This window comes from Paracoccus sp. 228 (genome assembly GCF_000967825.1).
In the GTDB taxonomy this organism is placed as follows: domain Bacteria; phylum Pseudomonadota; class Alphaproteobacteria; order Rhodobacterales; family Rhodobacteraceae; genus Paracoccus; species Paracoccus marcusii.
Map to the genome: position 1 here is coordinate 90888 of NZ_JYGY01000007.1, position 26074 is coordinate 116961.

The 26074-nt window shown below is 59.2% G+C and carries 28 protein-coding genes and 1 pseudogene; 16 read left to right on the forward strand and 13 right to left on the reverse strand.

Going from position 1 to position 26074, the window contains the following annotated elements; all coding sequences use genetic code 11:
- Positions 1–47: 47 nt before the first annotated feature.
- Positions 48–1010, reverse strand: coding sequence for a ParB/RepB/Spo0J family partition protein (locus SY26_RS18285; protein WP_046001722.1), 963 nt, complete (start codon positions 1008–1010; stop codon positions 48–50).
- A complete protein-coding gene (locus SY26_RS18290; RefSeq protein WP_046001723.1) occupies positions 1007–2206 on the reverse strand; it encodes an AAA family ATPase in 1200 nt (399 codons plus the stop codon). The genes SY26_RS18285 and SY26_RS18290 overlap by 4 nt, the downstream gene beginning before the upstream one ends.
- 578 nt (positions 2207–2784) lie before the next feature.
- Between SY26_RS18290 and SY26_RS18295 the strand changes: the two genes are divergently transcribed.
- Both SY26_RS18295 and SY26_RS18300 read left to right on the forward strand, forming a co-directional pair.
- Entirely contained in the window at positions 2785–3783 is a 999-nt protein-coding gene (locus SY26_RS18295; protein WP_046001724.1) for a replication initiation protein, read from the forward strand.
- A gap of 163 nt (positions 3784–3946) precedes the next feature.
- Positions 3947–4249, forward strand: a pseudogene (locus SY26_RS18300) (PIN domain-containing protein); the annotation flags it as partial.
- On the opposite strand, the gene SY26_RS18305 reads toward SY26_RS18300, so the two are convergent.
- Positions 4233–5141, reverse strand: coding sequence for a recombinase family protein (locus SY26_RS18305; RefSeq protein WP_046001725.1), 909 nt, complete (start codon positions 5139–5141; stop codon positions 4233–4235). The pseudogene SY26_RS18300 and the gene SY26_RS18305 overlap by 17 nt on opposite strands.
- A gap of 225 nt (positions 5142–5366) precedes the next feature.
- Between SY26_RS18305 and SY26_RS18310 the strand changes: the two genes are divergently transcribed.
- On the forward strand, positions 5367–6434 hold the full coding sequence (locus tag SY26_RS18310) for a hypothetical protein (RefSeq protein WP_046001726.1): 1068 nt from the start codon (positions 5367–5369) through the stop codon (positions 6432–6434).
- A 627-nt stretch (positions 6435–7061) separates the two neighbouring features.
- On the opposite strand, the gene SY26_RS18315 is transcribed toward SY26_RS18310, so the two are convergent.
- Positions 7062–7565 carry a GAF domain-containing protein gene (locus SY26_RS18315; protein ID WP_052650436.1) on the reverse strand — a complete coding sequence of 168 codons (504 nt, stop codon included), beginning with the start codon at positions 7563–7565 and terminating at the stop codon, positions 7062–7064.
- A 119-nt stretch (positions 7566–7684) separates the two neighbouring features.
- On the opposite strand from SY26_RS18315, the gene SY26_RS18320 reads away from it, so the two are divergent.
- The 3 genes from SY26_RS18320 (at position 7685) to SY26_RS18330 (ending at position 10110) form a co-directional block, all read left to right on the forward strand.
- Positions 7685–8122: a transposase gene (locus SY26_RS18320; protein ID WP_198143210.1), complete on the forward strand. Its 438-nt coding sequence runs from the start codon at positions 7685–7687 to the stop codon at positions 8120–8122.
- On the forward strand, positions 8119–8475 hold the full coding sequence (tnpB, locus tag SY26_RS18325; RefSeq protein WP_071209476.1) for an IS66 family insertion sequence element accessory protein TnpB: 357 nt from the start codon (positions 8119–8121) through the stop codon (positions 8473–8475). The genes SY26_RS18320 and tnpB overlap by 4 nt, the downstream gene beginning before the upstream one ends.
- Positions 8476–8544: 69 nt before the next feature.
- Positions 8545–10110, forward strand: a complete 1566-nt coding sequence (locus tag SY26_RS18330) for an IS66 family transposase (RefSeq protein WP_046001728.1) — start codon at positions 8545–8547, stop codon at positions 10108–10110.
- Positions 10111–11136: 1026 nt separating this feature from the next.
- On the opposite strand, the gene SY26_RS18340 is transcribed toward SY26_RS18330, so the two are convergent.
- The 4 genes from SY26_RS18340 to SY26_RS18355 all read right to left on the reverse strand — a co-directional run bounded on the left by SY26_RS18340 (position 11137) and on the right by SY26_RS18355 (position 14225).
- Positions 11137–11739 (reverse strand): SCO family protein, encoded by a 603-nt coding sequence (locus SY26_RS18340; protein ID WP_046001730.1) that lies wholly within the window; start codon positions 11737–11739, stop codon positions 11137–11139.
- On the reverse strand, positions 11736–12209 hold the full coding sequence (locus SY26_RS18345) for a copper chaperone PCu(A)C (protein ID WP_046001731.1): 474 nt from the start codon (positions 12207–12209) through the stop codon (positions 11736–11738). Before SY26_RS18345 ends, SY26_RS18340 begins: the two co-directional genes overlap by 4 nt.
- 5 nt (positions 12210–12214) lie before the next feature.
- Positions 12215–12808: an SCO family protein gene (locus SY26_RS18350; RefSeq protein WP_046001732.1), complete on the reverse strand. Its 594-nt coding sequence runs from the start codon at positions 12806–12808 to the stop codon at positions 12215–12217.
- A gap of 97 nt (positions 12809–12905) precedes the next feature.
- A complete protein-coding gene (locus SY26_RS18355) occupies positions 12906–14225 on the reverse strand; it encodes an Nramp family divalent metal transporter (protein ID WP_046001733.1) in 1320 nt (439 codons plus the stop codon).
- Positions 14226–14318: 93 nt separating this feature from the next.
- On the opposite strand from SY26_RS18355, the gene mntR reads away from it, so the two are divergent.
- A complete protein-coding gene (mntR, locus tag SY26_RS18360; RefSeq protein ID WP_042252241.1) occupies positions 14319–14771 on the forward strand; it encodes a manganese-binding transcriptional regulator MntR in 453 nt (150 codons plus the stop codon).
- Between the two features lie 9 nt (positions 14772–14780).
- On the opposite strand, the gene SY26_RS18365 is transcribed toward mntR, so the two are convergent.
- The 5 genes from SY26_RS18365 to SY26_RS18385 are packed head-to-tail and all read right to left on the reverse strand — an operon-like array spanning position 14781 to position 19229.
- Entirely contained in the window at positions 14781–15440 is a 660-nt protein-coding gene (locus SY26_RS18365; RefSeq protein WP_046001734.1) for a thioredoxin domain-containing protein, read from the reverse strand.
- The gene (locus tag SY26_RS18370) at positions 15437–15874 is read right to left on the reverse strand and encodes a disulfide bond formation protein B (protein ID WP_369799453.1); all 438 of its coding nucleotides are present in this window, start codon (positions 15872–15874) and stop codon (positions 15437–15439) included. The genes SY26_RS18365 and SY26_RS18370 overlap by 4 nt, the downstream gene beginning before the upstream one ends.
- Complete coding sequence (gene lspA, locus SY26_RS18375; RefSeq protein WP_046001735.1) at positions 15861–16346, reverse strand: signal peptidase II; 486 nt, start codon at positions 16344–16346, stop codon at positions 15861–15863. The genes SY26_RS18370 and lspA overlap by 14 nt, the downstream gene beginning before the upstream one ends.
- Positions 16343–16954, reverse strand: a complete 612-nt coding sequence (locus SY26_RS18380) for an isoprenylcysteine carboxylmethyltransferase family protein (RefSeq protein WP_052715375.1) — start codon at positions 16952–16954, stop codon at positions 16343–16345. Before SY26_RS18380 ends, lspA begins: the two co-directional genes overlap by 4 nt.
- Before the next feature lie 16 nt (positions 16955–16970).
- Positions 16971–19229: a heavy metal translocating P-type ATPase gene (locus tag SY26_RS18385; protein WP_232303400.1), complete on the reverse strand. Its 2259-nt coding sequence runs from the start codon at positions 19227–19229 to the stop codon at positions 16971–16973.
- Positions 19230–19316: 87 nt separating this feature from the next.
- On the opposite strand from SY26_RS18385, the gene SY26_RS18390 reads away from it, so the two are divergent.
- The 9 genes from SY26_RS18390 to SY26_RS18415 all read left to right on the forward strand — a co-directional run bounded on the left by SY26_RS18390 (position 19317) and on the right by SY26_RS18415 (position 25973).
- Positions 19317–19754: a helix-turn-helix domain-containing protein gene (locus SY26_RS18390; protein ID WP_045980921.1), complete on the forward strand. Its 438-nt coding sequence runs from the start codon at positions 19317–19319 to the stop codon at positions 19752–19754.
- 205 nt (positions 19755–19959) lie between these two features.
- Positions 19960–20130 (forward strand): hypothetical protein, encoded by a 171-nt coding sequence (locus tag SY26_RS21705; RefSeq protein ID WP_198143211.1) that lies wholly within the window; start codon positions 19960–19962, stop codon positions 20128–20130.
- Between the two features lie 74 nt (positions 20131–20204).
- Positions 20205–21383 carry a M23 family metallopeptidase gene (locus SY26_RS18395; protein ID WP_052715376.1) on the forward strand — a complete coding sequence of 393 codons (1179 nt, stop codon included), beginning with the start codon at positions 20205–20207 and terminating at the stop codon, positions 21381–21383.
- Between the two features lie 42 nt (positions 21384–21425).
- Positions 21426–21893 (forward strand): DUF411 domain-containing protein, encoded by a 468-nt coding sequence (locus SY26_RS20660; protein WP_084693925.1) that lies wholly within the window; start codon positions 21426–21428, stop codon positions 21891–21893.
- Between the two features lie 27 nt (positions 21894–21920).
- A complete protein-coding gene (locus SY26_RS20665) occupies positions 21921–22466 on the forward strand; it encodes a murein L,D-transpeptidase family protein (RefSeq protein WP_084693926.1) in 546 nt (181 codons plus the stop codon).
- Positions 22467–22612: 146 nt separating this feature from the next.
- Positions 22613–23278: a L,D-transpeptidase gene (locus SY26_RS20670; RefSeq protein ID WP_084693927.1), complete on the forward strand. Its 666-nt coding sequence runs from the start codon at positions 22613–22615 to the stop codon at positions 23276–23278.
- A gap of 571 nt (positions 23279–23849) precedes the next feature.
- Positions 23850–24215, forward strand: coding sequence for a helix-turn-helix transcriptional regulator (locus tag SY26_RS18405; protein ID WP_046001738.1), 366 nt, complete (start codon positions 23850–23852; stop codon positions 24213–24215).
- 1 nt (position 24216) lies between these two features.
- Complete coding sequence (locus SY26_RS18410; RefSeq protein WP_046001739.1) at positions 24217–25158, forward strand: bile acid:sodium symporter family protein; 942 nt, start codon at positions 24217–24219, stop codon at positions 25156–25158.
- 407 nt (positions 25159–25565) lie between these two features.
- On the forward strand, positions 25566–25973 hold the full coding sequence (locus SY26_RS18415) for a hypothetical protein (RefSeq protein WP_046001740.1): 408 nt from the start codon (positions 25566–25568) through the stop codon (positions 25971–25973).
- The last annotated feature ends 101 nt before the right edge of the window (positions 25974–26074 follow it).

Genomic DNA, 26074 nt, shown 5'->3' on the forward strand with positions numbered 1-26074 from the left:
TAATGACTGATAGATAACGATAAAATAGCACAATTGCCACCTGTCAATTATTCACGAGACTTCAGGAACAGGTCGATCGCGGCGCGCAATGATTCGTCAGATAGGAATTCATCGAACTCCAATGTCACCTTCCCGTTCTTGCGCTGCATCGCGACTCCGCTTTCATGGATTATGCGCCGAGAAACGGAGGCGGACGGACGCTTGCGTTTTGGAGTGGCGACCGCGGCCTTTAGGCGGGCCAGGACCTGGGCGGCGGGAACTGGATCGCCCTTCCCCGCCCGTGCAACTTCCTGAGTCATAGCTAGCTCACCCGCCACATTCATCACCGCCTCGCGGGTTTTCGGGTTGGTCAGCAACGGCTTCAATATCCGCGCGTGAAGCTCTTTCACGTCACGCAAAGATGCATACGAGGCGATGATCACGTCCGGGAGCTTCACCAGTTGAAGGTAGCGTGAGAGCCAGCCCTCGGAGACCTCCAGTCGTTCCGCCATAGCTTTTTGCCGACCGCCATAATATGCCTCCAACGCTCTCGCGTAGTCGCGAGCGCGTTCATAATCAGAAATATCCTCGCGGTCGCGGTTCTCTATGTCGGAGAGGCGGAAGGCTTCCTCGTCCGTCAGGTCGCGTACATCTACCAGATACCGGAATTGTGGGTAGTTGTTTGCACGCAGCCAACTGATAGCGAAGTGCCGACGTGCGCCACAGATGACCTCATACCCCTCGCCTGTCCGGCGGACGATAGCAGGAAATTCTTGCCGCCCCTGCGCCTTGATCGAGTTGATAAGGTCGGCGCAATTTTGGTCGTTTAACAGCGAATATTCGCGGTTGTGCCGTTCCCACATGACGCATTGCGCAGGATCTACCCAACGCAGCACCTTTTCCTCCCGTTCTCCGCTTTCGGATAGCGCATTTGAACGTTTCAAAAATCGCGCCCCTGCTTTTTCCTCGGGCACGGCAGTTGCCTCGAAGCTGTTCAGGATATCGTCTATGGCGTTGTGACGTTTGCTCATAGTAGTCCTTCCTTGCGAAGCGCCTTGTGATGGCTGGGCCAAGTCTTGCGAGTGAGAAGTTCCACCTCGCGCCCGACTGCATCCAAGTAGGCGCGACAGCGCTTGTGCGTTTCGGTTCTAGTTGCCGGTCCAGTCAATTCGTAAACCGTGGACAGGTTCGCAGTTGCGTTGTCTATCTCAGCGCTGTCCTTCAGCGTCGCTTGCAGCATATCCTGCGGGAACACCGCATCCATCATCCTTTTAATCGCAAGATGCGCAGATTTTTGATCGTTCATCTTCGAGGCAATAATTTTAACGAAATTATACTCGCGCGCGCCGCCATGTTCGGCCAGCTCCGATAAGGTCGACTCCATCATCTTCAGGAAGTGTGCTGTCGAGGCGAAATCAATATTGTTTGGCGGTGCCGGTATCAGCAGTGCGTTCGCCGCTCGCAGAACCGAAAGCGACAACATGCCAAGCGCTGGTGGCGGGTCAAGCACGATGATGTCGAACTGGTCAGCAATGCTTTCGACCCCATCCCTCAAGCGGTCGAGAATGAAAGTCGGCTCCCGCGCCATCCGGGCTGCAAACTCGTACTCCGCGTCGTAAAGCCCAAGGTTTGCGGGAATGAGCGCTATCCCCGGCCAATAAGTCGCCCGCAGGGCATAGTGGAGCGACTTTGGCCCACCATGGCGCAGAAATGGATACAGCGTATCTTCTTCTTCATCGACATCGATGTCTGGATTCATCCCGAACATCGCAGTGGTGGACGCTTGGCTGTCGCAATCTATCACGCATACACGATAGCCTTTTAGCGCAAAGAACTGTGACAAGTGACTGACGATAGTAGACTTTCCGACACCGCCTTTGAAGTTCTGAACCGCAAGGACCAACGCCGGATCATCGGATGCGCGATGCGGTAGCGTGCCGAATACGTCCCGCATCTGGTTGACCTGCCCCAATGTGTATCCCGTTCGGCGTTTCGTTTCGGGATCTTTGTCTGGTTCCTGCAAACGACCGTCACCCTCAGCGTCACGGATTGCCTTCTCGGTGCGCCCTACCATCTCCGCAGCCGTTCGGACGTTAAAGCGAAGATTGAGCTGTTTCTCATGACCTGGCGAGAAAACTCGTTCCCGCAGGCGTTGGATAACAGTGCTTGCGCGGCTGGTGAGCTGTGTCAACTCTGTCAAACTTACGGATGGAAGAACGGATGTCATGGCGCCTCACGCTACTTTACGCAGATCATGAGCCATTAGGACGGCACCGTAAAGTTCGGATATTCCGAGTTTGCAGCCAAAAAGCCGATAGTTGTGTTCATTGATGGCTTAGTTCGGATTTAAGGAGCCATTTACGGGAGCGGGGCAACCAATCTGTAAGATTTGCATATGGGTCTTGGGAGTCTTCCAACCTCATAAGCATGAAAGTAAAACGTCTCAAGTTCAGATTCATAGATTCATATTGTTCATGCAAGGCTATATGTTTGTAAAACAATGACTTTTATGTGCCCATCCTTACAGTTTGGGTGCCAATTCCTACGAATCGGGATGGCTGTTCTTACATATTGGGGCGGTATGTCATACGCATCGGGATGATTCGTATCCTTACCTTTTGGGCAGCCGCCAGTTTAGTCTCCTGTCCATAAAAAAGAGCCCTATTATCAATGTGTTGCAGTGCTGTGCTACGCTGCCCTTCAACGCAACCCTTACATTTCGGGTGCAATCCCTCCAGCTAAGCGAGAAACGGTTGAAATCTTACGTCTCTGACGATACAAAAGTAAGAGTTGGGGAGTAAGAAAATGGCCGAGAAATCCTATCGCACCGTCGAAGTCCGCCCAAATGCCGAAAGCATTATCAAACCGGGCGAACTAGTCGATCTAGTCGAGGTCACGCCGCTTACCCTTAATGACCGCCGCATCTACAACCAACTCCTGGAAAACGCATGGGACGCTATCGATAAACCAGTCAGCCACGTCATCGCCAAGTCCGCCTTGCGCGGTTCTCATAACTCCAACGACCGTATCGGTGAGAGCATCGAGCGGCTTATGTCTGCAATCGTCAAAGTCGCCGTCACCTGGGATGGTGAATCCGCTATCGAACGCGTGCAACTCTTGGGTGGCAATGTTGAGGCAAACCGCGCCGACGGGCTGCTTGAGTACGAGATCCCGTCGCGTCTGCGACGTATCATCTCCAATTCCACCGTCTTTGCTCGTCTTCAGCGTGAGGTGATGTTCGCACTATCCTCCAAGTACGCGCTTACCCTTTATGAGATGGTTCAGAAGCGCGGGAACCTTCGCTGGCGCAGTTCCGAAAAATTTGCTCTTGAAGCGTTGCGTGGCGTACTTGGCGTGCCAAAAGGCAAACTGACTTCATGGTCAAACCTGAAGCTGCGTGCAATCGATCCGGCGGTCGCTGAGGTCAACGCGCTGTCCGATTTCATGGTTGCGATCGAACCTATTAAGACAGGGCGCAGCGTAACACATGTCGAACTTCGCTGGTGGCGCAAGGATGATGACGCAGCAGGGGCTGCTGACCTTGCGCTGCAGTACTCCAAAGTTGGTCGCAAAGTGCGTGCCGAGGAGCGGGAGGGTCGGGCGCGACCAGCTTGGCTCGACACACGCGGGCAGGCCCTTCGTACTGACACCTATGAGACAGCACGAATGCGCCACCCAGGTTACGACATCTATTTCATCGAAGGCGAATGGCGTACATGGGCAAAGGGCAAACCTGAAGCCGCCAATCCCGACCGCGCCTTCCTCGCTTTTTTTCGCAAGTATGCCGAGGCCAATCCATTGTAATTGCCAATTGGCAATTATCGGAAATAGGTATTATTTACAGCTACCTACTTGTAGGATGAGCGTTATTGCTGAGCTCCAGCGAGCCTGCTGCGCAGTAGACAGGTGACTCGGGTGTAACGCGCGTTCTCGCGCAACTAATCACGTGCCACCACACCTCGTGGGCCCGTGCATCAGTGTGCAGGTGTTGAACGAGGCAATGGTAAATTGCCATCGCAAGGCTGGACTTGACTGGGATGAAACTGCCAGTTTTCTAGCTGGAGTCAGGATGCTGTGCTCGGTTGAGGACGTGACCTTGCGCACGCATGAGGTCGGTCGCGCGCTGGCTGAGCGTTACGGATTTTCGGTGTATGACGCGATGATCGTCGCCGCGGCCTTGATTGCCGGCTGCACTACACTCTGGACTGAAGACATGCATACGGGGCTGCTGGTCGAAGGACAGCTGCGGCTGGTTAATCCGTTCGCTTGATCGCTTTCTCGGACAGCATCCCCAGCTTCTTAGCCTGTGCCAGCAGCATCTTGACCGACGAGGGCTGCCACGTTGTTCGCCCGCGGGGGGTGCGCTCACGCATCGCCTCCAAGCGATCGCAGATGGCCTGGAGGGTGATCTGGGGATCAGCCCCCTTTATTGCAGCCACGATCGCCGGCAGACGGTCGTCGCCTACGCGTCGGGCGGCACGCCCGAGGACTTCTTCGGGCAGGAAGTCGTCCCGAACATAGGCCCGAACAGCCCTCAGAAGCCGCGGCTGTGTCCATTGTCGGTTCTGGGGCAGGGATGCATTGATGATCCGCAGGATATCCTCCCAGGCCATGTGTGGGCGCAGCCTGCGGACATGGGGAACCCAGTCCCCTGCGGTCTGGGCAACACGCTCCATATAGCCATCATGCCGCGCTAGGCGTACCTTGCGAAGCGCCTCCGGGTTTCGGGCACGCAGACCGGGGTTCCCGCCAATGCGGCCTTCGAGACGGGCGCTGGCCAGTCCCGCTTTGGTCCGTTCGCGTATCAATGCCCGCTCGAACTCGGCCGCCGCCCCCAGCACCTGGAGCGTGAACTTTCCCTGGGGCGATGCCGTATCGATCGGATCCTCGATCGAGCGAAAGAACGCACCCTTTGCTTCGAGCTGCTCGATGATCTCCAGCAGATGCGAGAGGGACCGGGCCAGTCGGTCGATCCGAACGACGACCAGCGTGTCTTCCTTGCGGATACCGTCCAGGACGCTCGTCAGGACGGGGCGGGCGCGATTGCCACCGGACCCATGCTCCTCCCGGATGACCGAGCAGCCTGCGGCTTTCAAAGCCTGGGCCTGCGGCAGCAGTGTCTGATCGTCTGTAGAGACGCGGGCATAGCCAATCAGCGGCATGGAGGACCATCTTCCAATATTTGAAGGCGCAAATAAACGACCGTTTGTAAACAGATGTAATGGCCCATTCTGTGATGCTGCTCCGCAAGAAGCCCGGGGTTTTCACCCTAGGTGCACATCCAGAGAGCTAACCGAGGATCATTGCGCAGACAGGCTCCACGAGGGCCGCTAGCACGGCAAATTTAAACCCTTAGGTAAAATGCAAAAGATGTGTATTCTGCATCTATGAAGACCCAAGTACCCGCTATTCCGTGTTATTTTGGCGACGCTCTTCCTGATACCGGAGAGGTCGATGAGACACCCGAGGACGACCTGTGGTTTCTGCCCGGTGCGATCGACGACGAGCCCGACGACCTGCCGCCCGGACCACGGGCTGAACCGCGTGAGATCAAGGTCATCGATGACTGGCAGACCGCAGAGGCGGCCAGTGCAGCCCGTCTTGCCCGTATTGCGGGCAGGCTCGGGGCACTGGACGATCGGCTGCGGCGCGGCCCGAAGGGCTGGCGGCACAGGCTGGCGCTGCTTGAGGCAGCCGATCTCAGCTGGTTTGTCGGTGACCGCATCGGGGCAGACCGGCTGGCACTATGGATCTCCCTGCGCCTGTCCGGCGTGCACGACGATACCGGAGCACTCGCGGGTGTCGGGTGGGCGGTTCGCCGTCTTACAGGCGGGCCAGGTCCGGAAGGGGACCTGTCCGCCTTCCTCGACCGCCGCGACCCGGAGAACATGGAGGCTGATGCGGAGCCCTTTGCGGATCGCGCAGGCGGTTGGCTTGACCTGATGGCGCATGCAACGGCTCTGCACCCGATCACCCGCGCTTGCATGGGCTTTCACCTCTGGAGCCTTGCTGGGCTTGGGCACCAGGGCGATCAGATGGAAAAGGCGGTCACAGCCGCACGGATCGCGGCCGGCGACGGCAAGGGTGCGGTCTTTGCGCCTTTGGCCATGGGCGGGGCAGGGGGGCTGCGCGCTGGCGGCCCACCCGCTGAGCGTCTGGCGCGGTGGCTCGACGGGATGGAGACGGCATGTCTGACCGCGATGCGCCATCTTGATGATATCGAGGCGTGGGCGGAGAGGGCGCAGATTGCAATGATCCCGCTGTCGGGCCGCACGACCCCGGCCTTGCGCACCGTGCTGACCGAATGGCCGCTCATCTCCGCCCCAATGGCTGAGGCCCTGACCGGCGCCAGCCGAGCAGCCGTTCAGCGCAACCTCGCGTGGATGGAGGAACAGGGTCTGATCCGGGAGATGACCGGGCAGGGGCGGTATCGGATGTGGCGCGCGGCGATTTGACGGTGGCAGGGATGTGCCTCGCCTTTCGGGCTTCCCCTCCGCTACGGGGGCGGATCTCAGTCCAGACAGAGACCCGAAACTGTGCCCTTGTGTCGCGTAGCACTTAAATGCGGCATACGAAACTCAATAAAATCAACGGAGCAGCTTTGCCATCAAAGGCGGTATCTTGCCGTTAAATTCGACATTCTTGCCATTAAAACTGACACAAGGTGCGCGGAGTTGGACGGTTGGCAGCGATGGAAGGTGATGACGAAGACTTTGGCGATGCATGGGATTAGACGCTGCCCGCTGCAGTCTACCGTATTATCGTGCGGAACAGGAGAAGACTTCCGCGAGCTGGCGCCTGAGTATTATATTTAAGGGAAACAAACGCCGCCCAATGCGTCGTGTGCCGGAATTAAGGACAACGCGACACCTACCGATGCTTCGGATGCGAAGATCTGATTTGGTGCCTCGCCCGCCGGGTCTTGCCGCTGCGGGCGGAGCAATATGATGACCAAACTGCCGCGTTCCCACCTCCAAGGACCCTTCCCTACTTTGGTCAGGTCACCCCGTCCCAGATCAGGCCTGGCATGGCGGTTTGCTATGCCCCCTGAGCACTAAACCGTATGGAACTGGAACTATCGGTTAACTTTCCTTGTCAGTGGCACGATCCGGTGCTCCGAACAGCCGTGTCCCCACACCCACAGACTCTGCCAGCACCATGGTCAGATCTTCCTGCCCAAGATCGGGCCTTGCATGGCGGCTGAGAAAACAGAACATTCCAAAGACGCTGCCATCGGCCCGCCTGACCGGCACGGACAGATGGCTGCCGATCGGGATCATCTGCGTGATCGGCAAATCAGTCGCTATGGCGTGCTGACTGGTATCGGTGATCAAGCTGGGCAGACCGCCATCCAGGATGTGTTTGCAGTAGACTTCCCTCAGATCCATGCTCTGGCTCGGGCGGATCATCGCCTCGAGGCCAGGGGCACTGACCGCTCGAAATACCGCCCGTTCCTGTACGAATTCGGAGAGATAGGCGACTTCCATCCCCAGTGTCTCGCGCACGGTATCAAGTGCATTTTGAATTGCAGCACTATCGGCCGGGCTGGCGGAGAGAGCGGACTGTGGGATGGACTCTTGTGGCATGGCGATCCTCAAGATGAGTGTTACAAGTCCATCATATGTAAGCGCGACGCGGCCCCCCTCCTGCCGCTTCTGATCTGACCGGGTCATTCTCTGTGCGCATGAGCGTTGGAGGTGTTGGTTTGGAACGAGACGGCAAAGTGGGCGTCCATTTGGACGGCCCAAGGGACGGCAGGGTTTCTCGGCTGGAGGTGATCGAGGGGCCGAGCGGGCGTCGGCGGCGCACGAAGGCGGAGCGGGCGCGGGTCGCTGCGGAGAGCCTGGTGCCGGGGGCCTCGGTAACGGATGTCGCGCGGCAGCACGGGACGACGCGCTGGCAGGTCTACGACTGGCGGAAGAAGTTGCGGACGGGGCAGCTTGTCGTGCCCGAGAGCGTGGCGGCCCTGCCGATGTTTGCAGAGTTGGTCGTCGAGGGTCCCGCAGCGGCGATGCCGGCAGAGACGGAGGTCGCCACCGGCGTGGAGATCGTTGTCGGCGATGTCGTGATCCGCGTCGGGGCCGACGCCGATGAGATCCTGCTGACCAGGTCCATCCGGGCGGCGCGGACGGCGACATCATGATGCTCGGTCAGGGAGGGCCAACAAAGGTCTATGTGGCGACGCGCCCGGTGGACTTCCGCAAGGGGATCGATGGCCTCGCGCTGGCGGTGCAGGAGATGTCCGGGCTCGATCCATTCTGTGGGGCGGTCTTCGTCTTCCGCTCGAAACGGGCGGACAGGATCAAGCTGCTGGTTTGGGATCAGACCGGAATGGTGCTCGTTCACAAGCGCCTTGAGGGAGGCAAGTTCGTCTGGCCGCAGATGCGGGACGGAGTGATGCGGATCTCCTCGGCGCAGCTGGCGGCTCTGTTCGAAGGGTTGGATTGGCGGCTGGTGCGGCCGGAACGGGCGCGGCGTCCGCTGGTCGCAGGGTGAGCGGGCGGACGCACGGGAATTCCCTGTTTTTGCTAGCCAGAACCGCGTTTGCGTGATTCACTCCGAGGCATGGATGCCGATGCCCTCAGCCGTGAGAACGCTCATCTGAAGGCCCGCCTGACCGAGGTCGAGGCGGCGCTCGTGGAGGTGCAGGAGGCCAATCGTCGGCTGGAGGGCATCCTGCGGGCATCGCAGCGCGAGCGCTTCGGCAAGAGTTCCGAGAAGCTGTCACCCGACCAATTCAATCTGCCGCTCGAGGATGCCGAACTGGCCCAAGGCGTCCTCGCGGCCGCGCAGGAGAAAGCAGAGGCCGCGCTTGCCCAAACGCGCGGGGAAGAACCTCGTAAGCCCGCGCGCAACCGCGGGCATCTGCCGGCGCACCTGCCCAGGGTCGAGCGCGTGATCGAGCCCGCCAGCATCCAATGCCCCTGCGGCTGCGGTGAGATGGCCCGGATCGGGGAAGATATATCCGAGCGGCTCGACGTAATCCCGGCGCAGTTCCAAGTGCTGGTGACGCGGCGCCCGAGATACGCCTGTCGCCGCTGTTCGCAGGTCGTGGTGCAGGCCCATGCCCCTGAGCATGTCGTCCCTGGCGGGCTGCCGACCGAACGGCTGATCGCGTGGATCATCGTCTCGAAGTTCGGCGACCACCTTCCGTTCTACCGCCAAGCGGGGATCTTCGAGCGGCAAGGTCTCCACCTCGACCGTGGAACACTCGGCAACTGGACGGGGCGCGCCTGCTTCCACCTGATGCCTGTCATCGACCACATGAAGGCTCATCTGCGCGGCGCCGACCGGATCTTCGTGGACGAGACCCGCGCGCCGGTGCTCGATCCGGGCCGGAAGGCCACCAAGAGCGGCTACTTCTGGGCCGTCGTGTCCGACGATCGCGGCCATGGCGGTGTCGGTCCGCCCATCGTGCTGTTCCACTACGCCCCCGGCCGAGGACGGGAGCATCCGCTAAAGTTCCTCGCCGGATACCGCGGCCGGTTCCTGCAATGTGACGCCTACCAGTCCTACAACGCGCTGACCGAGATCACGCGCGATGAGGGGCCGTGGCAGCTGGTCAACTGCTGGACCCATGTCCGCCGTCGCTTCGTGAAGCGCTTTGAAAGCGAGGGCTCGCCCATCGCCGAGGAGATGCTGCGCCAGATCGCATTGCTGTATCAGATCGAGAAGACCGTGCGCGGCCAGGCTCCCGCCGACCGTCTCGCCGTCCGGAGCGCCCAGGCCGCCCCGATCATCGCCGCGCTCAAGCCCTGGCTTGGAACTCAGCTGTCGCGCATCCCGCAGAAATCCCTTCTGGCCGAGGATATCCGCTATACCCTCGCGCATTGGCCCGGCCTGATCCGCTTCCTCGACGACGGCACCCTCGAGCTCGACACCAACCCGGTCGAAAACCAGATCCGTCCGATCGCGCTGACCCGCAAGAACGCCCTCTTCGCCGGCAACGAGGTCGGCGCCGAGAACTGGGCCATGCTCGCCTCGCTCGTCGCCACCTGCAAAATGGCCGGCGTGAACCCCGTCGACTATCTCGCCGACACCCTCCGCGCCATCCTCGACGGACACCCCAAATCCCGCATCGAAGACCTTATGCCCTGGCGGCACGCACAGCCGTCAAGCCTCACCGCATAGGGCCGCGACGTCGCGCTTACCATCATATGTGAAGCGCGCAACTTCATCGTACGCAAAGCATGACGCATTCTATGTATCAAAAGACACGTCGCCACGGGGGCGTATTGCGACGGATAACAAGTTTCAGGCAGCAATCTTGCGTCCCGCCATCACGCCCAAGTGCAATGCTTCATCACAGAGACATGATGAACAGGATGTGTCTGGCAGTGTCAGGCCGCCGATAAGGGGCGTAGAGGCATAGCAGATCGTCTGTTCGCATAGGGGCTCGACAGCCTTCTTCCGAAATTTGCTGAGCCCGCACTGCCAATGGGTAATTGGAATTGGCTCAGGACAGCGACCAACTCGTTGGAGTACTGCCGAAGAGTACCGGCCGTTGTAGTCTTCTGCTCTGCTACGGCGGCTTTGTGATGGGTCACGTGATCAAGGAGGGTCACGCCGGCACTGATCTCCTCCAGACCGATGAGCAACTCCCCGGAAATAGCAAAGTGACGAAAGCTACGATCTGACGCCTGCTGGTCTTCAAGGACGAGGATATCGGAACAGCTGACTGTCAGCATGGCGCCAGTTGTGGCCGGTTTTGTCGTGTGGCGGAGCTGACCCGCGACTGTTTCTACCCTGCGCGTGCAGTCGGGCTGGCGCTTGAGGCCCGCGTCGTGGCAGGGCGCACCGGTGGCAGCGTAGATCTCCTGTTCGAAGGTAGCGTCACTAAGCGTCAAATGATCGCCAATAAAGGCTAAACCCTCAGCAGAGACTTCTGGCTGCGTTGCTCACGCGGCCAGTGCAAGGGCCCCTGCGTAAGACAGGGTCAGGCTAAGCCTTTTTATCCCGCCTCAGAAGATGTTTCACCAGCGCCATAATGGCCAGCGTAAGTACCACCACCACGAGCAGCATGAACAGCCCGCATGCCAGCATCATCGTTCCCATTCCTGGACCCTCCATCATTCCCATGCACTCACTAGCTGCAGTAAAAGGCGATGCCCCACTCGCGGAATGCCTTACGCTGACACAATCGGATTTTGCGTTTTTCTATTTAATGATACGAGTTATTTTCGGGACCGCATAACGAGGGTCCTCATGATAGTCGATGATGTTGGCAAAACGACCATCGGCATCAAACAAGAACACGCCTGCAGTGTGATCCATTGTATAATCACCCTCCTCTGCGGGCACCTTTCTGTATGTGGCCCGAAATCCCTCCGCAGCCGCCTCAATCTGGGGCAGGGGGCCCGTCAGCCCCGTTATGCGGGGATCGAAATTAGACAGGTAGTCGTCGAGCACTTCCGGTGTGTCACGTTCCGGATCCACTGAAATCAGAACCGTATTCATCTGGTCCGCTTGGGGCCCGAGGGCCTCAAGCCAGCCGGAGATGTCACTGAGCGTGGTGGGGCAAATATCCGGACACCAGGTGAAACCGAAGAACACCATTGTCGGGCGACCCAGCCAGTCCTGTGGCTCGACCGTTTTTCCATTCTGATCCATCAGCGTGAATGACATGCGATCGATCGAGAGGGGCAGAACGCCCGCAGCGTCCTGTGCCCGATCACGCGTTTGCCACCAGCCAACAGACAGCATGAACACCACCGCAGCCCCCGCCATGGCAACACCGCGCAGCAGGGTTGCCGATCTCATTCGTCGGGTGATGTGCAGGTCGGCTCGCTCGCGCCGATATTCTGGACGGTGACGGGAATGGTCACCTCACCGGCATCGCGAAACGTCAGTGTCACAGGGAATGTCTCGCCCTCTTCCAGAACTTGGGTCAAATCCATCAGCATGGCGTGATAGCCCCCTGGTTCCAGCGCGACCTGACCCCCTGCGGGGACCGGAACCTCCATCGCATGGGGCATCGAGGCGATCCCGTCGGTCATGACCGTCTGGTGCAGCATGGGCATATCTGCTGCAGGTGTGGTGATGGACATCAATGCATCATCTGCCGTGCCGGAATTTCGGATGGTCAGATAGACCACGCCGGGCCGCGCTGTGCCAATGGAGGCACGGGACCAGGCCCGAGAGACCTCCAACGGACCGGTTGTCACGGTTTCGCAGGCCAGGGCAGGGCCCGCGGCGGCGATCAGGGCGAGGGTGGTAAAGATGCGTTTCATGTGGGTCACAATCTGGCTTGAAGGTCGGCGACGATTTCGGATGCGGGCGTGCCGTAGGTGAACTGGCCAAGCCAGTCTCCCTCGGGGCTGATCAGGTAAAGGCCAGGGCTGTGGGACATGGCATACCCATCAAGAGCCTCCAAATTGGCTTCGCGCTCGTAATAGATGCGAAAACTGTCCGCCGCAGCGCGGGTTTGTGCCGCATCTCCGGCAAGGCCCAGGATTGAGGGATGAAACGCCTCGGTATACTCGGCAAGACCCATTTCCCGGTCGCGCTCGGGGTCGATCGAGATGAACAGTGGCTGCACCTCGCCTGCCTGATCACCCAGATCGTCCATGACCTGAGCCACCTCGGCCAAGGTGGTCGGGCAGATATCAGGGCAGTTCGTGAACCCGAAAAATACCAGAAGATGCTTGCCCTCGAAATCGGCCGGGGTGCGCAGGCGTCCCCCCGCGTCGGGTAGGCTGAAGGTTGGACGAAACGCCGCCTGAGCGATCGGTTCGGGGCTGCGGTCGACGAGCAGAAAGGCCGCGCCCATAGCCACCAGAGCCACGGCAACAGCCGCCCAGAGAAATTTTTGAAGCGTGGTCAGCCGCATGTTGCCTGCATCCGTGATCGTTTCCCGAGGCCTAAAGCCTCTAGCCACATGAGCTTCAAGCAAGAAAGCCTGCCGTCACGCATTGGTGACACCAAAGTCAGCCCAGAACTGTCGCCAACAGGTTCACGTTCAGCACGATGATGATGACGGCGATCAGGGCGCATAGGCCGGTCAACCAGCGCGGGGATACCATCGGCCCCATCTTGGCGCGGCTGGCGGTAAACATCACCAGCGGAACAATCGCAAAAGGCAGCTGGAAGGACAGCACGACCTGACTGAGGATCAGAAGCTGACCTGTGCCTTCACTGCCATACACCAGAATTACTGCAGTTGCCGGCAGAATGGCAAAGCCTCGGGTTATCAGGCGCCGCTGCCATGGTTTAAGGCGCAGCTTGATGAAGCCTTCCATGACAATCTGGCCAGCCATGGTCGCCGTTACGGTCGAATTCAGTCCTGAACACAGCAGCGCCAGACCAAACAGCACTGGTGCAATCTCGGAACCAAGCAACGGTGCCAGCAGCAGATGCGCCTTGTCGATTTCGGTCACTTCAGTTTCCCCGACAGTGTAGAACGCAGCAGCGGCCAAAATGAGGATCGCGCAATTGATCAGCAGCGCGAACATCAGTGCGACGGTCGAATCCCAGGTGGCCAATCGCAGGGCCTCCCGTTTCGAGGGCAGATCGAGGCCATAGGCACGGGTCTGCACGATCCCGGAATGCAGATACAGGTTGTGGGGCATCACTGTCGCGCCGATGATGCCAAGCGCAAGATACAGCATGTCGGGATTGCCGATGATCTCCCGGCTTGGCGCAAACCCTGCGATCACCGCGCCCCATTCGGGGTCGGCCTGCGCGATCAGGACCGCAAAACAGGCGGTGATCGTTGCCAGCATCGCAATGATGAAGGCCTCGACCCACCGGAAGCCCTTGTTCTGAAGCCACAGGATCAGGAATACGTCAGCAGCGGTGATGAAGATCCCGATTTCGAGGGGGATTCCGAAGAGGAGATTTAAGCCGATGGCGGTACCGATCACCTCAGCCAGATCGGTGGCGATGATCGCCAGTTCGGCAAAGATCCACAGCGGAAACGACAGCCATTTTGGATAAGCGTCATGGCATGCCTGGGCCAGGTCCCGCCCCGACGCCACTGCCAGCCGCGCACATAATGACTGCAGGAGAATTGCCATGACATTGGACAACAGCGCCACGAACAGCAGCGTGTAGCCAAATGCGGCGCCGCCCGCCAACGAGGTCGCCCAGTTGCCGGGGTCCATATATCCGACGGCGACCAGGTAGCCGGGCCCGACGGAGGATAGAAAGCGCCGGAAACGCGTCGTGCCGCCGCCAACGGCGATCGTGCGGAACACTTCCGACAGGGAAGGGGTGTCGCGCTCTTGGCGCCACGCGGAACGGGACATTCGGCGCAACCTTCTTTGAAAGGAAAAGTTAGCTGTGGCTAACAATCTACCCGTTGGCTTTACCCGTCAATCGATAAGTGCGACACTTGCGAGATGACCGCAGACAATCATGCCACCGCAACCGCCAGCGATACTGTGCATCCGGACAATCGGGCAGAGGCCTTTCATGGCGTCCGTGCTGCCCGGCGCAACGAGTTGGCCGAAGACTACGTTGAACTGATCGCAGAGCTGATCCATGAACAGGGTGAAGCCCGGCCGGTGGATATCGCGGCACGATTGGGGGTGCGCGCGCCGACGGTCACCAAGGCCCTGGATCGCCTGGCCCGTGAGGGGCTGATCACCCGCGAGCGATACAGGTCCGTCTTTCTGACAGAAGAGGGACGACGACTGGCACTGGAATGCCGCCGCCGCCATGCCATTGTGCTGCGGTTCCTGATCCGCCTCGGCCTGGATGCCGAGACGGCGGAACGAGATGCCGAAGGGATCGAGCATCACGTCAGTGAGCGCACACTGGCCTTGTTCGCGGCCTACGCCGATCGGGCCTAGGCCGCCCGGTCAGGATGCCTCCACGGCACTGCGCACATCCGCAAGCAGGCTGTCCATGCTGATATCCCTCATCTGGCGACCATTGAGAAAGAAGGTCGGTGTCTGGCGTACACCGATCGCCGCGATATCGGCCGCGTCCTGATTGAGGATGCCGACGATATCGGGGGACAGACGGGCTGTCTGCGCCTTTTCCATATCCAGACCGGCCGCAGCCGCAATTTGCCATGCAAGGTCCATTCGCGGTGCGCCATGGACAGCCCATTCCGGCTGCCGTTCCAACAGCGCATCGAGGACAGGCTCGAACTTGTCCTGCATGCGCGCAGTCTCCAGGATGCGGACCGCCTCGTCGGACCCCTCGTGAAACACCGCATAGCGCATCACGACGCGGACCTGATCGGGAAACTGCTCGCGGATGTCCTGAACGACCGGATGAAAGGCGCGGCAAGCCTCACAAGATGGATCGAAGAACTCGACCAGCGTTATCGGGGCGTCTTCTGGTCCAAAGCTGGGCGCGTGACCGCGGACCAGCATGTCTGTTTCCACAGCCGGGGCAGCAGCGGCCAGAGTGTCCGCTTCGGCCTGACGATTGCGCGTCAGCACGAGCGCGCCGCCGGCAAAGGCGGCAATCCCGATGGCAGATGTTCCGATGAGCACGGTGCGGCGGTTCATGGGCGTTTTCCTTTCGACAAGATGAGGCAGGCCAGAACGGCTGCAAAGGCGGCGAATGCAAGATAGGGGATGGGCAGGCTCAGGATCGTCTGTGCCTGGTCGGTGCAGGACGGGCCGTCCTTGGTGCAAGGCGCGATGCTCTGCGGGATCAGGCCAGCATAGAGGCCGGAATGCCAGCCGGAAAGGACCAGCCCGGCCAGCGCCAGCGGCAATCCGTAGAGACGTGCCAGACCGTCACCGCGCCACAGCGAGATGGCCAGGACAGGAACCAGCGGAAACATGGCAATGCGCTGGTACCAGCACAGGGTGCAGGGCATCTGCCCCAATACCTCGCCGATGAACAGCGCGCCGAGCGTAGCCGCGAGTGCGACCAGAAAGGCAGTTGATATTGCGATATCATTCCGGGACAGGCCCCGGGGGTCAGGTGCGGTCAAAAGAGAGTTCCTTCGAGCGGGAGGGACGGAGCATGGCTGTCAGCACAAGCAAGGCGCCGAGGCTGATCGCGATGTCGGCCCCGTTAAAGGTCGGCCAGTGCCAATCACGCCAGTAGACATCCAGAAAATCGGTCACGGCACCTTGCCGCAGGCGGTCGATGATATTGCCCACAGCACCCCCCACGATCAGCGCGAGGCCTATGCCTTCGCGCCTCGTGTCCGCCCGAAAGGCCATTCCCGCAAAGATGATCGCCAGGGCACCCGTCAGGGCAACCATCAGCAAGGGACGACCTGCCATAAAGTCCGACATCATGCCGAAACTCGCCCCCTCGTTGAAACCAAGTGTCAGATTGAAGCCGGGAGCGAAGGCATGAACTTCCCCGGGAGACAAACTCCGCAGGACCGCGAGCTTGGTGATCTGATCGGCAGCCGCAGTGGCGACGATCATCGCCAGGATCAGGAGCGTCTTCATTGCAGTGACCTTTCCCGGATGCCGATCCAGCGCGGAACCGACTGGCAATAAATGTCGTAAGCAGGGCCTAGCGTCCGCCGCAATTCACGTTCTTCTGAGCGGACCTGAACAAGCGCCGAGCCTGCAAACAGCAGGACCCCAAAAATTGCCGGGATGGAGGGCACGGCCAGAGCGGTTCCGAGCAGCAACATGAGCTGACCCACAAAAACGGGGTTGCGGCTGAAACCGAACAATCCAGCCGTGACAAGTGCGCCGGTCGCCCCCTCGGCCACCCCGATCCGCCATGACGCAGCCATCGACATCTGGGCGGCAAATGCCAGCATCGCACCCAGGCTGGCCATGAACAGTCCCACCAGACCGATCCACACAGAATTCTGGAAGGACCGCAGGGGATCAAGATCGCCCATGCTCGGCATGAGACGCCATGCCAGCGACCCAAGGAGGGCCAGAGCGAACGCAGCTCGGAAGCCTAGCGCTGCAAGACGGTCGCCGCCCGTGGCGAGACGGAACAACCAGACCGGACGATGCGCCTCCCGGGCATTGATCGCAGATCCCCAGAAGAACAGGGCCAGATAGGCGCCAAGAAGAACCAGCGCTGCACTGCCCATTCCAGTCATTATCGCCTCAGCGCTTCTGTTCGGGATTGTAGCGCAAGAGGCGCAGGGCGTTCAGGGTCACCAGGACCGTCGCGCCCGTGTCAGCCAGGATCGCGATCCAAAGACCGGTCATGCCAAGGACGGTGGTGACCAGAAAAATAGCCTTTAATCCTAGAGCAATACTGACGTTCTGCCGGATATTGGCCATCGTGGCCCGCGCCAGCCGGATCTGGGCCGGAATGTCGGTAACCCTGTCGCGCAGGATGGCCGCATCAGCGGTCTCCAGTGCGACATCCGTGCCGGAACCCATCGCGACACCGATGCTGGCCTGTTTCAGGGCAGGGGCGTCATTGATGCCATCCCCGATCATCATGACGCCACCTTGAGCGTTCATGTCGCGAATGGCGGCCAGCTTGTCTTCTGGCATCATCTCGGCCTCGAACCGGATATTGAGCCCCTCGGCGATGGCGGCAGCTGTGCGTGGGTTGTCGCCGGTCAGCATGATCGAGGAGATGCTCATTTCGGCCAGCTGGCGCACAGCCTCCGCCGCATCGGGCCGCAGCTCGTCACGCATGGCGATAAGACCGAGCGGGACACCTTTGCGATAGACGGCGACGGCCGTCTTGCCCTCTTCCTCGAAGATGGTCGCCTGACGCAGGCCAAGACCATCCAGGCCATCGTTCTCCGACGCGTGCCGGGGTGAACTTACCCATGCCGAGGCATCTCCTACGGTCGCCTCGACCCCTCGTCCGGTCAAGACGCGTGCATCGCGGGCGGGCAGGGGTGTGACGCCCGCCGTTTTGGCCCTGTCCAGGATCGCCACGGCGAGGGGATGGCTCGATCCGCTCTCGACACCAGCGGCGACCTCCAGCAGCTGCGCCTCAGTCGTGGTTCCGAACGTCACCAGGTCGGTGACCTGCGGGCGTCCGTGGGTCAGGGTCCCGGTCTTGTCGAAGGCGACATGGGAAACCTTGGCCGCGGCTTCGATCACCGCGCCGCCCTTCATCAGCATTCCCCGGCGCGCGCCGGTGGACAGGCTCGATGCGATCGAGGCCGGAACCGAAATCACCAGCGCACAAGGGCAGCCGATCAGCAGGAGCGCCAGTCCACGATAGATCCAGGTATCCCATGACTGACCGAACATCAGCGGCGGGAGCACGATGACAAGCGCCGAAACCGCAACGATGGCAGGCATGTACCACCGGCTGAACCGGTCGATGAAGCGTTCCGTGGGGGCGCGGGCTTCTTCCGCCTCCTCGACCAGCCGGATGATCCGGGAAATGGTGTTGTCCTCGGCCGCTTTCGTCACGGTGACCCGCAAGACCGCTTCCGTGTTGATCGAACCGGCAAAAACATTTTCGCCCGGGCCGCGGGTCCGGGGAATGCTTTCTCCGGTCACCGGGCTTTCATCGATCCCGGACGTGCCGTCTGAAATCTCTCCGTCTGCGGGGATCCGGTCGCCGGGACGGACCAGCACCGTCTGACCGATCGTCAGGCTGGACGCGGCAACCTTCCGGGTCACGCCGTCCACCTCCAAGAGCGCCGTTTTCGGAACCAGGTTTGCCAAGGCGCGGATGCCGTCTCTTGCCTTTCCGGCCGCGACACCCTCCAGGACCTCGCCCACGGCAAAGAGAAAGACCACCAAGGCAGCCTCTTCGGCGGCATTGATGAACAACGCGCCCAAGGCTGCGATGGTCATCAATCCCTCGATCGTGAAGATCTGACCCAACCGCGCAGCGGCGAAAGCGCGACGCGCGACGGGGGCGACACCGATAAGGCAGGCCGCGACGAAGGCCCAGCTCCCGATCTGCGGGGCGATCAGCTCCATTGCCCAAGCCGCCGCCAACAGCAGTCCGGTCAGGATGACCAGCCTGCCCTTGCCAGTCTGGTACCATGCCTTGCCGCGGTCTGCAGGGTCGTCATGGACGTGACCGGGACTGCCGTGGCCGGAGTGGTCGGTCTTCGCCACAGCGGGGTGATCGGCGTGACTGTGGCCATGATGGCTCTCCGGCGCACTCCCCGGGATCACGAAATCCTTCTTTCCCGCTGCACGGGTCTGAATGCCGTATCCGAGCGCACGCACGGTCTTCTCGATCTTATCCGTGTCGGTAAGGCGTTCATCAACGGTCAGGCGCAGGCGTTCGGACATGATGCCGATCTCCACATCCCTGACGCCAGGCAAGCGGGACACCGCGCCGCGCACCTTTGTCGCGCAGGAGGCGCAATCCATTCCGGACACTGTCCAGTCGCACAGGGTCATGCCGGGTTCATTTGCGATCGTCATCATTCTCTCCTCTGCAGAAAGCAGGGCCGTTGCCATCATCGATTCGGAGGTTTACTCCCTCTAGCAGCTATAGGTTCAAGGAGAATGTTCATGCTGACGATTGGAAAGCTGGGAACGTCGACGGGGGTCAAAGTGCCAACGATCCGCTACTACGAGCAAATCGGCCTGCTGCCCGAAGCCGAGCGCAGCGCCGGTAATCAGCGCCTTTATACGCACAAGGCCCATGAACGACTGGCGTTCATCCGACACGCCCGCGAGCTTGGCTTTTCCCTCGAAGCCATCCGCGACCTTCTCAGCCTGTCCGACGATCCCGATCAGCCCTGTGCCGCAGCCGACGCAATCGCCAAAGCGCAGCTTGCCGAGGTTGAAAGCCGTCTTGCCCGCCTGACGGCCCTGAAGACCGAACTTGAGCGTATGGTGGTCCAGTGCGCGGGTGACCGGATATCCGATTGTCGGGTCATCGAGGTCTTGGGCGATCATTCGCTGTGCGTTACGAACCACCCCACGATCGACGATGCCGGTCAGTGATTAGCTGGCGATGACGGAAACGGATGCTGGGAAGTGGAGGGCTCGGATGCAGTGGGAATTAGATCAGAGCATCCGATCCCCTAACAAGACCGTGATCGAGAGGCATTTCATCTTGAACCTCTAGCTGCTTTAGGTCGCAGACACGCGCGTGTCGATGACGAGAGGCGAGATACGACATGAACCAACAAACGCTGCGACAATTCCGATGCTGACGGTCATTGCGGCCCTGATCGGCGGCGTGCGAGGGGTCCAGCGTGCGCGCGCCCTCGGCGGCACCCGACTGGACAGGGTTCAATATGCGGGTGGATACGCGATTGCTTTCGGCTTGGCCGGAACAATCATCGGTGTCTGCATCGCCCGCCTTTTCGAACTGTAGACAACCTATCGATGCTGCGTGGGGAGCCTGCTCCCCAATGCCAGACCTTATTGCCTGACGGGAAACCAGACCTGATGATCTTGCAAGCCTTGCTGACTGCCGGCGCGATTGCCGTCACGACATCATCGCACGCCGAAACCCCGGCTGAGCTAACTCACCTCACCGAGGCAGTTGCCCCCATGTCGCGACATGAGGTCGTTCCGGGAGACACGTTGGATTCGATATTGTCGCATGCTGGTATCGGCGCACCTCTCCGGACCGAGGCCGCACTGGCGATTTCAGATGTCTTCGACCTGTCGACCCTTAGCCCGGGGCAAATCCTCAGATGGAGTGTGTTTTCCGACGATCCCTCCCAACTTGCGCGTCTTTCGCTTCTGACCCAAGACGGAACGGACATCGTTCTGGATTTCACGCAACCTCTCGAAGCATCCTTGATCAAGACGGAGATCCTGCTTCGGGACCGCCGGGAAACTTTTATCCTGGACAGCTCTCTCTTTGAGGCGCTCGCCGCCCGCGATGCGCCCGAAAGTTTCGCAGTTGACCTTGCGGCGCTCCTGGCAGGCCAGATCGACTTTCGGGACCTTGAAGGAACCGAGCGCATCGCGTTGATGTGGAGCGAAAATATCCTGCCTGATGGAACAGTCGTAGGTTACCCGCAACTCGCCTATGCGCGGGTCGAAAAGAACAAGGACATCTTCGAGCTCGTGACCGGCTCGGTTGAAGAGCCCTTCATCCTGTTTCGGAATGGTGCGCAGGTCCAGCAGTCCGCGCGGCCTGTCGCGGGAGCCCGGCTGTCTTCGGTCTTCGGCAAACGCCGGCACCCCGTGCTTGGCACGCAACGAATGCACACGGGGGTCGATTACGCCGCACGGACCGGAACGCCGGTCAGCGTCACCGGCGCAGGAACGGTCGTGTTTGCAGGAACCATGCGGGGATATGGTCGGACGATCGATGTCGATCACGGCGGGGGCGTCTTGACCCGCTATGCGCATCTCTCGCGTTTTGCAGCGGGGATCGCTCCAGGTGTCGAGTTGAATGCCGGGGCCAGGATCGGTGACGTGGGCGCAACCGGTCTCGTCAGTGGACCTAACCTTCATTACGAAGTTCGCATCGACGGCAAGCCAACGGATCCGATCAAGAAAACACCGGCGCCCCGAACAGCGATCGCCAAACCGACTGACCGCGTCATGTTGACAGTAGCGCGTCTCTCCACCGGCTATTTTCTTCGCGACGACACGGGAACGGAAAGCTGATGGCACTCAAACATCCTCATCGTACGGATCGAGGGGCATAAAATGATCAAACTGACACGACGCGCCGTGATGATGGCAGCCGCAGCCAGCGGTCTGCCATCTTTATCCTGGGCTGAAAGCCGCCCTGCCATCCATGTCGTGGAGGGCAGCGGCTGCGAATGCTGCAAACAGTGGACCAATTACCTGCGGGAGAACGGCTTCCAGGTAACGAGTGAAGAGCGGTTTGGCACCTTGCTGATGCAGCACAAAATCGATCTGGGCGTACCGATCGAACTGACTTCCTGTCATACCGGCAGCGTCGATGGCTACTTCCTGGAAGGACATGTCCCTGCTGACGATATTCGGCGCTTGCTCCAAGAGCGCCCTGAAGCTCTCGGCCTGACGGTTCCAGGAATGCCATACGGCAGTCCCGGTATGGGCCCGGAAACAAAGCGCGACGCATACGATGTCCTGCTTGTTCGCCGGGACGGTACCAGTGAAGTGTTTACCCGCTATCCTGAAGCATCATAAAAAAACATCCGAGCAGGAAATAGATCGATGCCAAACTTCTCCCGGCGCCATGCCTCGCTGGCTTTGCTTGCTCTTCTCGCTGCATGTGGAAAATCCGCGCCGTCGACGACGCCGGCAAGAGGAGCGATACCACAGTTCAAACGGTACTCAGGGCCCCCTGTTACTCAGGTCGTGGTCAACAAGGCTGAGCGGCGGATGTTTCTGTTGAACGGGCAAACCGTTCTGAGATCGTATAACTTTGGCCTCGGAAACCAACCGCTCGGCCCAAAACAATTCGAGGGCGACGGAAAAACGCCCGAGGGGCTATATTACATAGACCGTTTTAATCCACGGAGCCGATATCACCTATCAGTGGGCATATCTTATCCAAATGAACAGGATAAAGCTTATGCAGCTCAATTCGGTCGAAGTGCGGGCAGCGATATCATGTTCCATGGCCGCGGCCCCGAAGGCAATGTCTTCGCACCGAAGAATCGGGACTGGACTGCAGGCTGTCTGGCATTGACTGACCAGGAAATAGAAGACGTCTATGCAATGTTGCAACCCGGAATTCCGGTTATGATCTATCCCTAGAAGCATGGACATTGGCTAGACAAAGATTCAAAAATTCATATAAAAAAAGGCGAAAGGGAAAAAATAAAAAGTTTAATATGACGGGCGGTTTATCATATTAAACTGAATTAATAACCGATATCGAGTTAAGCAAAGGAGCCTCATATATGTTAAGCAGACGACACTTCATACAAACGACCACCGCGCTTTTCTCGGCCGCAATTTCCACCCCCCTGCTTGCGGCGTCTTGGCCAACAGAGCGGCAAAAAGCTGCTTGGGATGCGCAGGTCACCCCTTCCGGATATGATGCCTTCACATCCAATCCTTGGGGATTGCACCCGCGCTTTCTCCCGCAAAGAGTGCAAGCCAATAGCGGCTTAGTGCCGGGCGACATTCACGTGGATGCTGTTGCGAAATACCTCTACCATATTGAAGCTGGTGGAACGGCAATGCGCTACGGCGTGGCCATCGGTAGGGGAGATCTATATGAACCTGGTGTCTATACGATAAAGCGAAAAGTCGAATGGCCGCACTGGACCCCGACGCAGAGTATGATTGCTCGGGAACCAGAAATCTATGGCCAGTTTGAAGGGGGCGTAGAGCCAGGCCCAAGGAATGCGCTCGGCTCTCGCGCTCTTTATCTCTACGTCGGCGAGAGAGATACGTATCTGCGCATTCATGGTACCCCGTTTCCAATAAGCATTGGGACGAGTGCGAGCTCTGGCTGTGTCCGGATGGTCATGGCACATATCAATGACCTATATCCAAATGTCGAAACAGGCTCTACCGCGTTTCTCTATTCGACAGCAGAGAGCGTGACATCCCGCAGCTAAAAGAATCTAGATTCTTTTATGTCCTCTAATTAACTTGAGGGCTGTGATTTCTGACATATAGGACTGCCTGCAGCGGTGGTGAGCGGAAGCAAGGTCGTTTCCACTTGCCCACGATGTTCGTACCAGTAGCAATTATCACTTGGAAGAAGTCTCGCTGTAGACACATCTTGCCCCGGCGCAGCAAGAGAGATCAACTCTGGGGGAAGCTCCTGCGGATTGCTCCCAGCCACGGTATTTACCGCTGTAGTTCCGCAACCCGCAGTGACCAAGACGGCTGCAAGTACAGCGTAGGATCCAATTTTCATATCACGCTCCAACAACTGGCTCATATCCAATTATTAATCTTCCACTAAATTTCAATAGACTCAAGTCCTTCACGGAATTTTTTGTGAGAAGTCTTATTTCATCTAACGCTGTATCAAGTATCCATTCGATAATCGATGGATATATAAAATATTTGGGTCAAATTGGATATCTTGAAAAGAACTTCACTGCACGCATAAGCGCCTCTTGACGGTCTGTCTGGTTCAGCAGATCAACGATCAAACGAATCTTGTAGTGTTTGATTGATATGGAAGAAAAAGCTGCCCTGGCCGGATTTGCGGCCCTGTCTCACGAAATCCGCCTGCGGATCATCCGGCTGCTGGTCTTTGCAGGTGCGAAAGGCATGGCGTCCGGGGCCATTGCCGCAGCCTTGGGCGATGCCAGCCCATCGCTCGTTTCCTTCCACCTCAAAGAGCTGGAAAGCGCAGGCTTGGTCGAAAACTGGCGTGACGGGAAATCCATCATCTACAGCGCCAAATTCCCTGCGCTTTCGGATCTGGTCGCTTTTCTGATGCACGATTGCTGCGAGGGCCATTGCGCATGGTGCGACCAGGCCATCGCTCTTTTCGCCAAGTGCAGCGGACGTCCCACAAACGCGAACTGTGACATTTGACATGCGCAAGCTTCTTGGATTCGTCGAAAACAATCTGCTGTTCATGGCGGTTGCCACCACAGCTTTCGGACTTGCCGTGCCCTCTATCGGGATAGGGCTTGAGGCGGGGATCAGCCCCCTTCTGGCGCTCCTGATGTTGGTCATTAGCCTGACCTTCGACGCGGCGGCCGTTCGGATCGTTTTCCGCAAGCCGAGCCGTCAGATTTGGGCTCTGGGTCTGGTCTATGGGCCAATGTCGCTGGCAGGCTGGCTGACCGGGCGCATCTTCTTCGGCAGCGGGCACCTTGCGGCGGGACAGACGTTGGTCGGCATGCTCCCGACTGACGTATCCGCACCCCTCCTGGTGCTGCTGGCACGCGGCAATGTCGCCTTGGCTGCTGTCCTGAATGCCGTGAACACGGCCTTGTCCCCGTTCATCATCCCATTCCTGTTTCTGTGGCTGACAGGCATCGAGCTGACCGTTCCTGTTGGCGCCGTGGTTCTGGAGCTGGTGCTGGTTGTGGTGGTGCCGACCGTCGTCGGCGTCTGGCTGCGGACCAAGTTTCTGAAGCAGGTATCGCGGTTCGACTATGCGTGGCCTGGGCTGGGGTCCGTATTGTATCTGGTTCTTCTGCTGGCCGTGATCGGGCCGAATTCAGCGACGATCCTTGGCTACGGCTGGTACGCGCTGGTGATCGCTCTGGCAGCTTTGGCACTGAACCTGATCGGCTATGCTGTCGGCATGATTGCCAAGCTGTTCGCGGAGGATCGCGCGGAGCTGATCGCCTATCTGTTCACCACGAGCAAAAAGGAATTCAGCATCGCGGCTGCATTCGTTGCAGCATCGGGTCTTCCTTCTGAAATCGCGGTGCCCGCTGCTTTCTTTGCAGTGATCCAGATGATCACGTCACCGATTGCGGCAAAGATGATGGCGTCAGAGCGTGAAAGCCTGTTGGGGGTCTGAGATAGACCAATGATCCACCGAAGGCGGCAGGGTCAACTTCGACCTCCATACCCATAGTGGCGACGAGTCCATCGACTACGAGCGCGGCAGTAGCGCGACTAATGGCGAGGGCAACATCGAAGCGCCCTTTGATGGTGGTAGCGTCTGGTTCTGCGAAATCGCGATAGCACGTCGATCAACATGACCATCAACGTATGCAGCGATTAAAGCGCCATCGTCGAAACTTATTGAGCCTCGGGTAGCCATTCGTAGGCGAATGGCTTCCTTTTCCCTTCTGCAGTCTCTGCTGCCCTGCACGTGAAGAAAGCCGAAATGCTGGTAGCAACATCTTACTGAGACGGTAACATTCATGCGCGAACCTCTGGAAATCCATTGATGTGGAACTTTGACCTCAATAGACATCACTCATGATCCGCGTGCTGCGCCAGCTTGCTATGATCTTCATCGTGACCTTGGTCTCGATGGGAGTTACTGCATCCGCTGGAAATGCTTCGATGGATCTGAAATGCGACATGATGCTGACAGCGGCCTCTGCCGATAGCTCGGAGGATCATTCGCAGCACCGTGCTGGTGACCCTTCAGACCATTCTCTTCAGAATATCGTCATTGTCGAAGATCATATCCATGACGAAGACACTTCCTCCGAAGAGCAAGGATCGCACTGCAAGGCCCATGCGTGCCCTATAACCGCGTTTTTGGCTTCCAGCGACATTGCCCAGGCTTTTCTGTTCAGCCACGCCCTTTATGCCTTGCGCACGGCCCCACTGGTAGACCTGACCTTCTCAGAAAGACTGCGCCGCCCTCCGCGGGTCTGATCCGAACGCTGGCTGCCGTGGTCTGAGCGACTGCGGCCTTCATTATTCTGATCCATAAGCGGAAACGTTTCATGAAACTCGTGTTTGCAGTTGCGATGCCG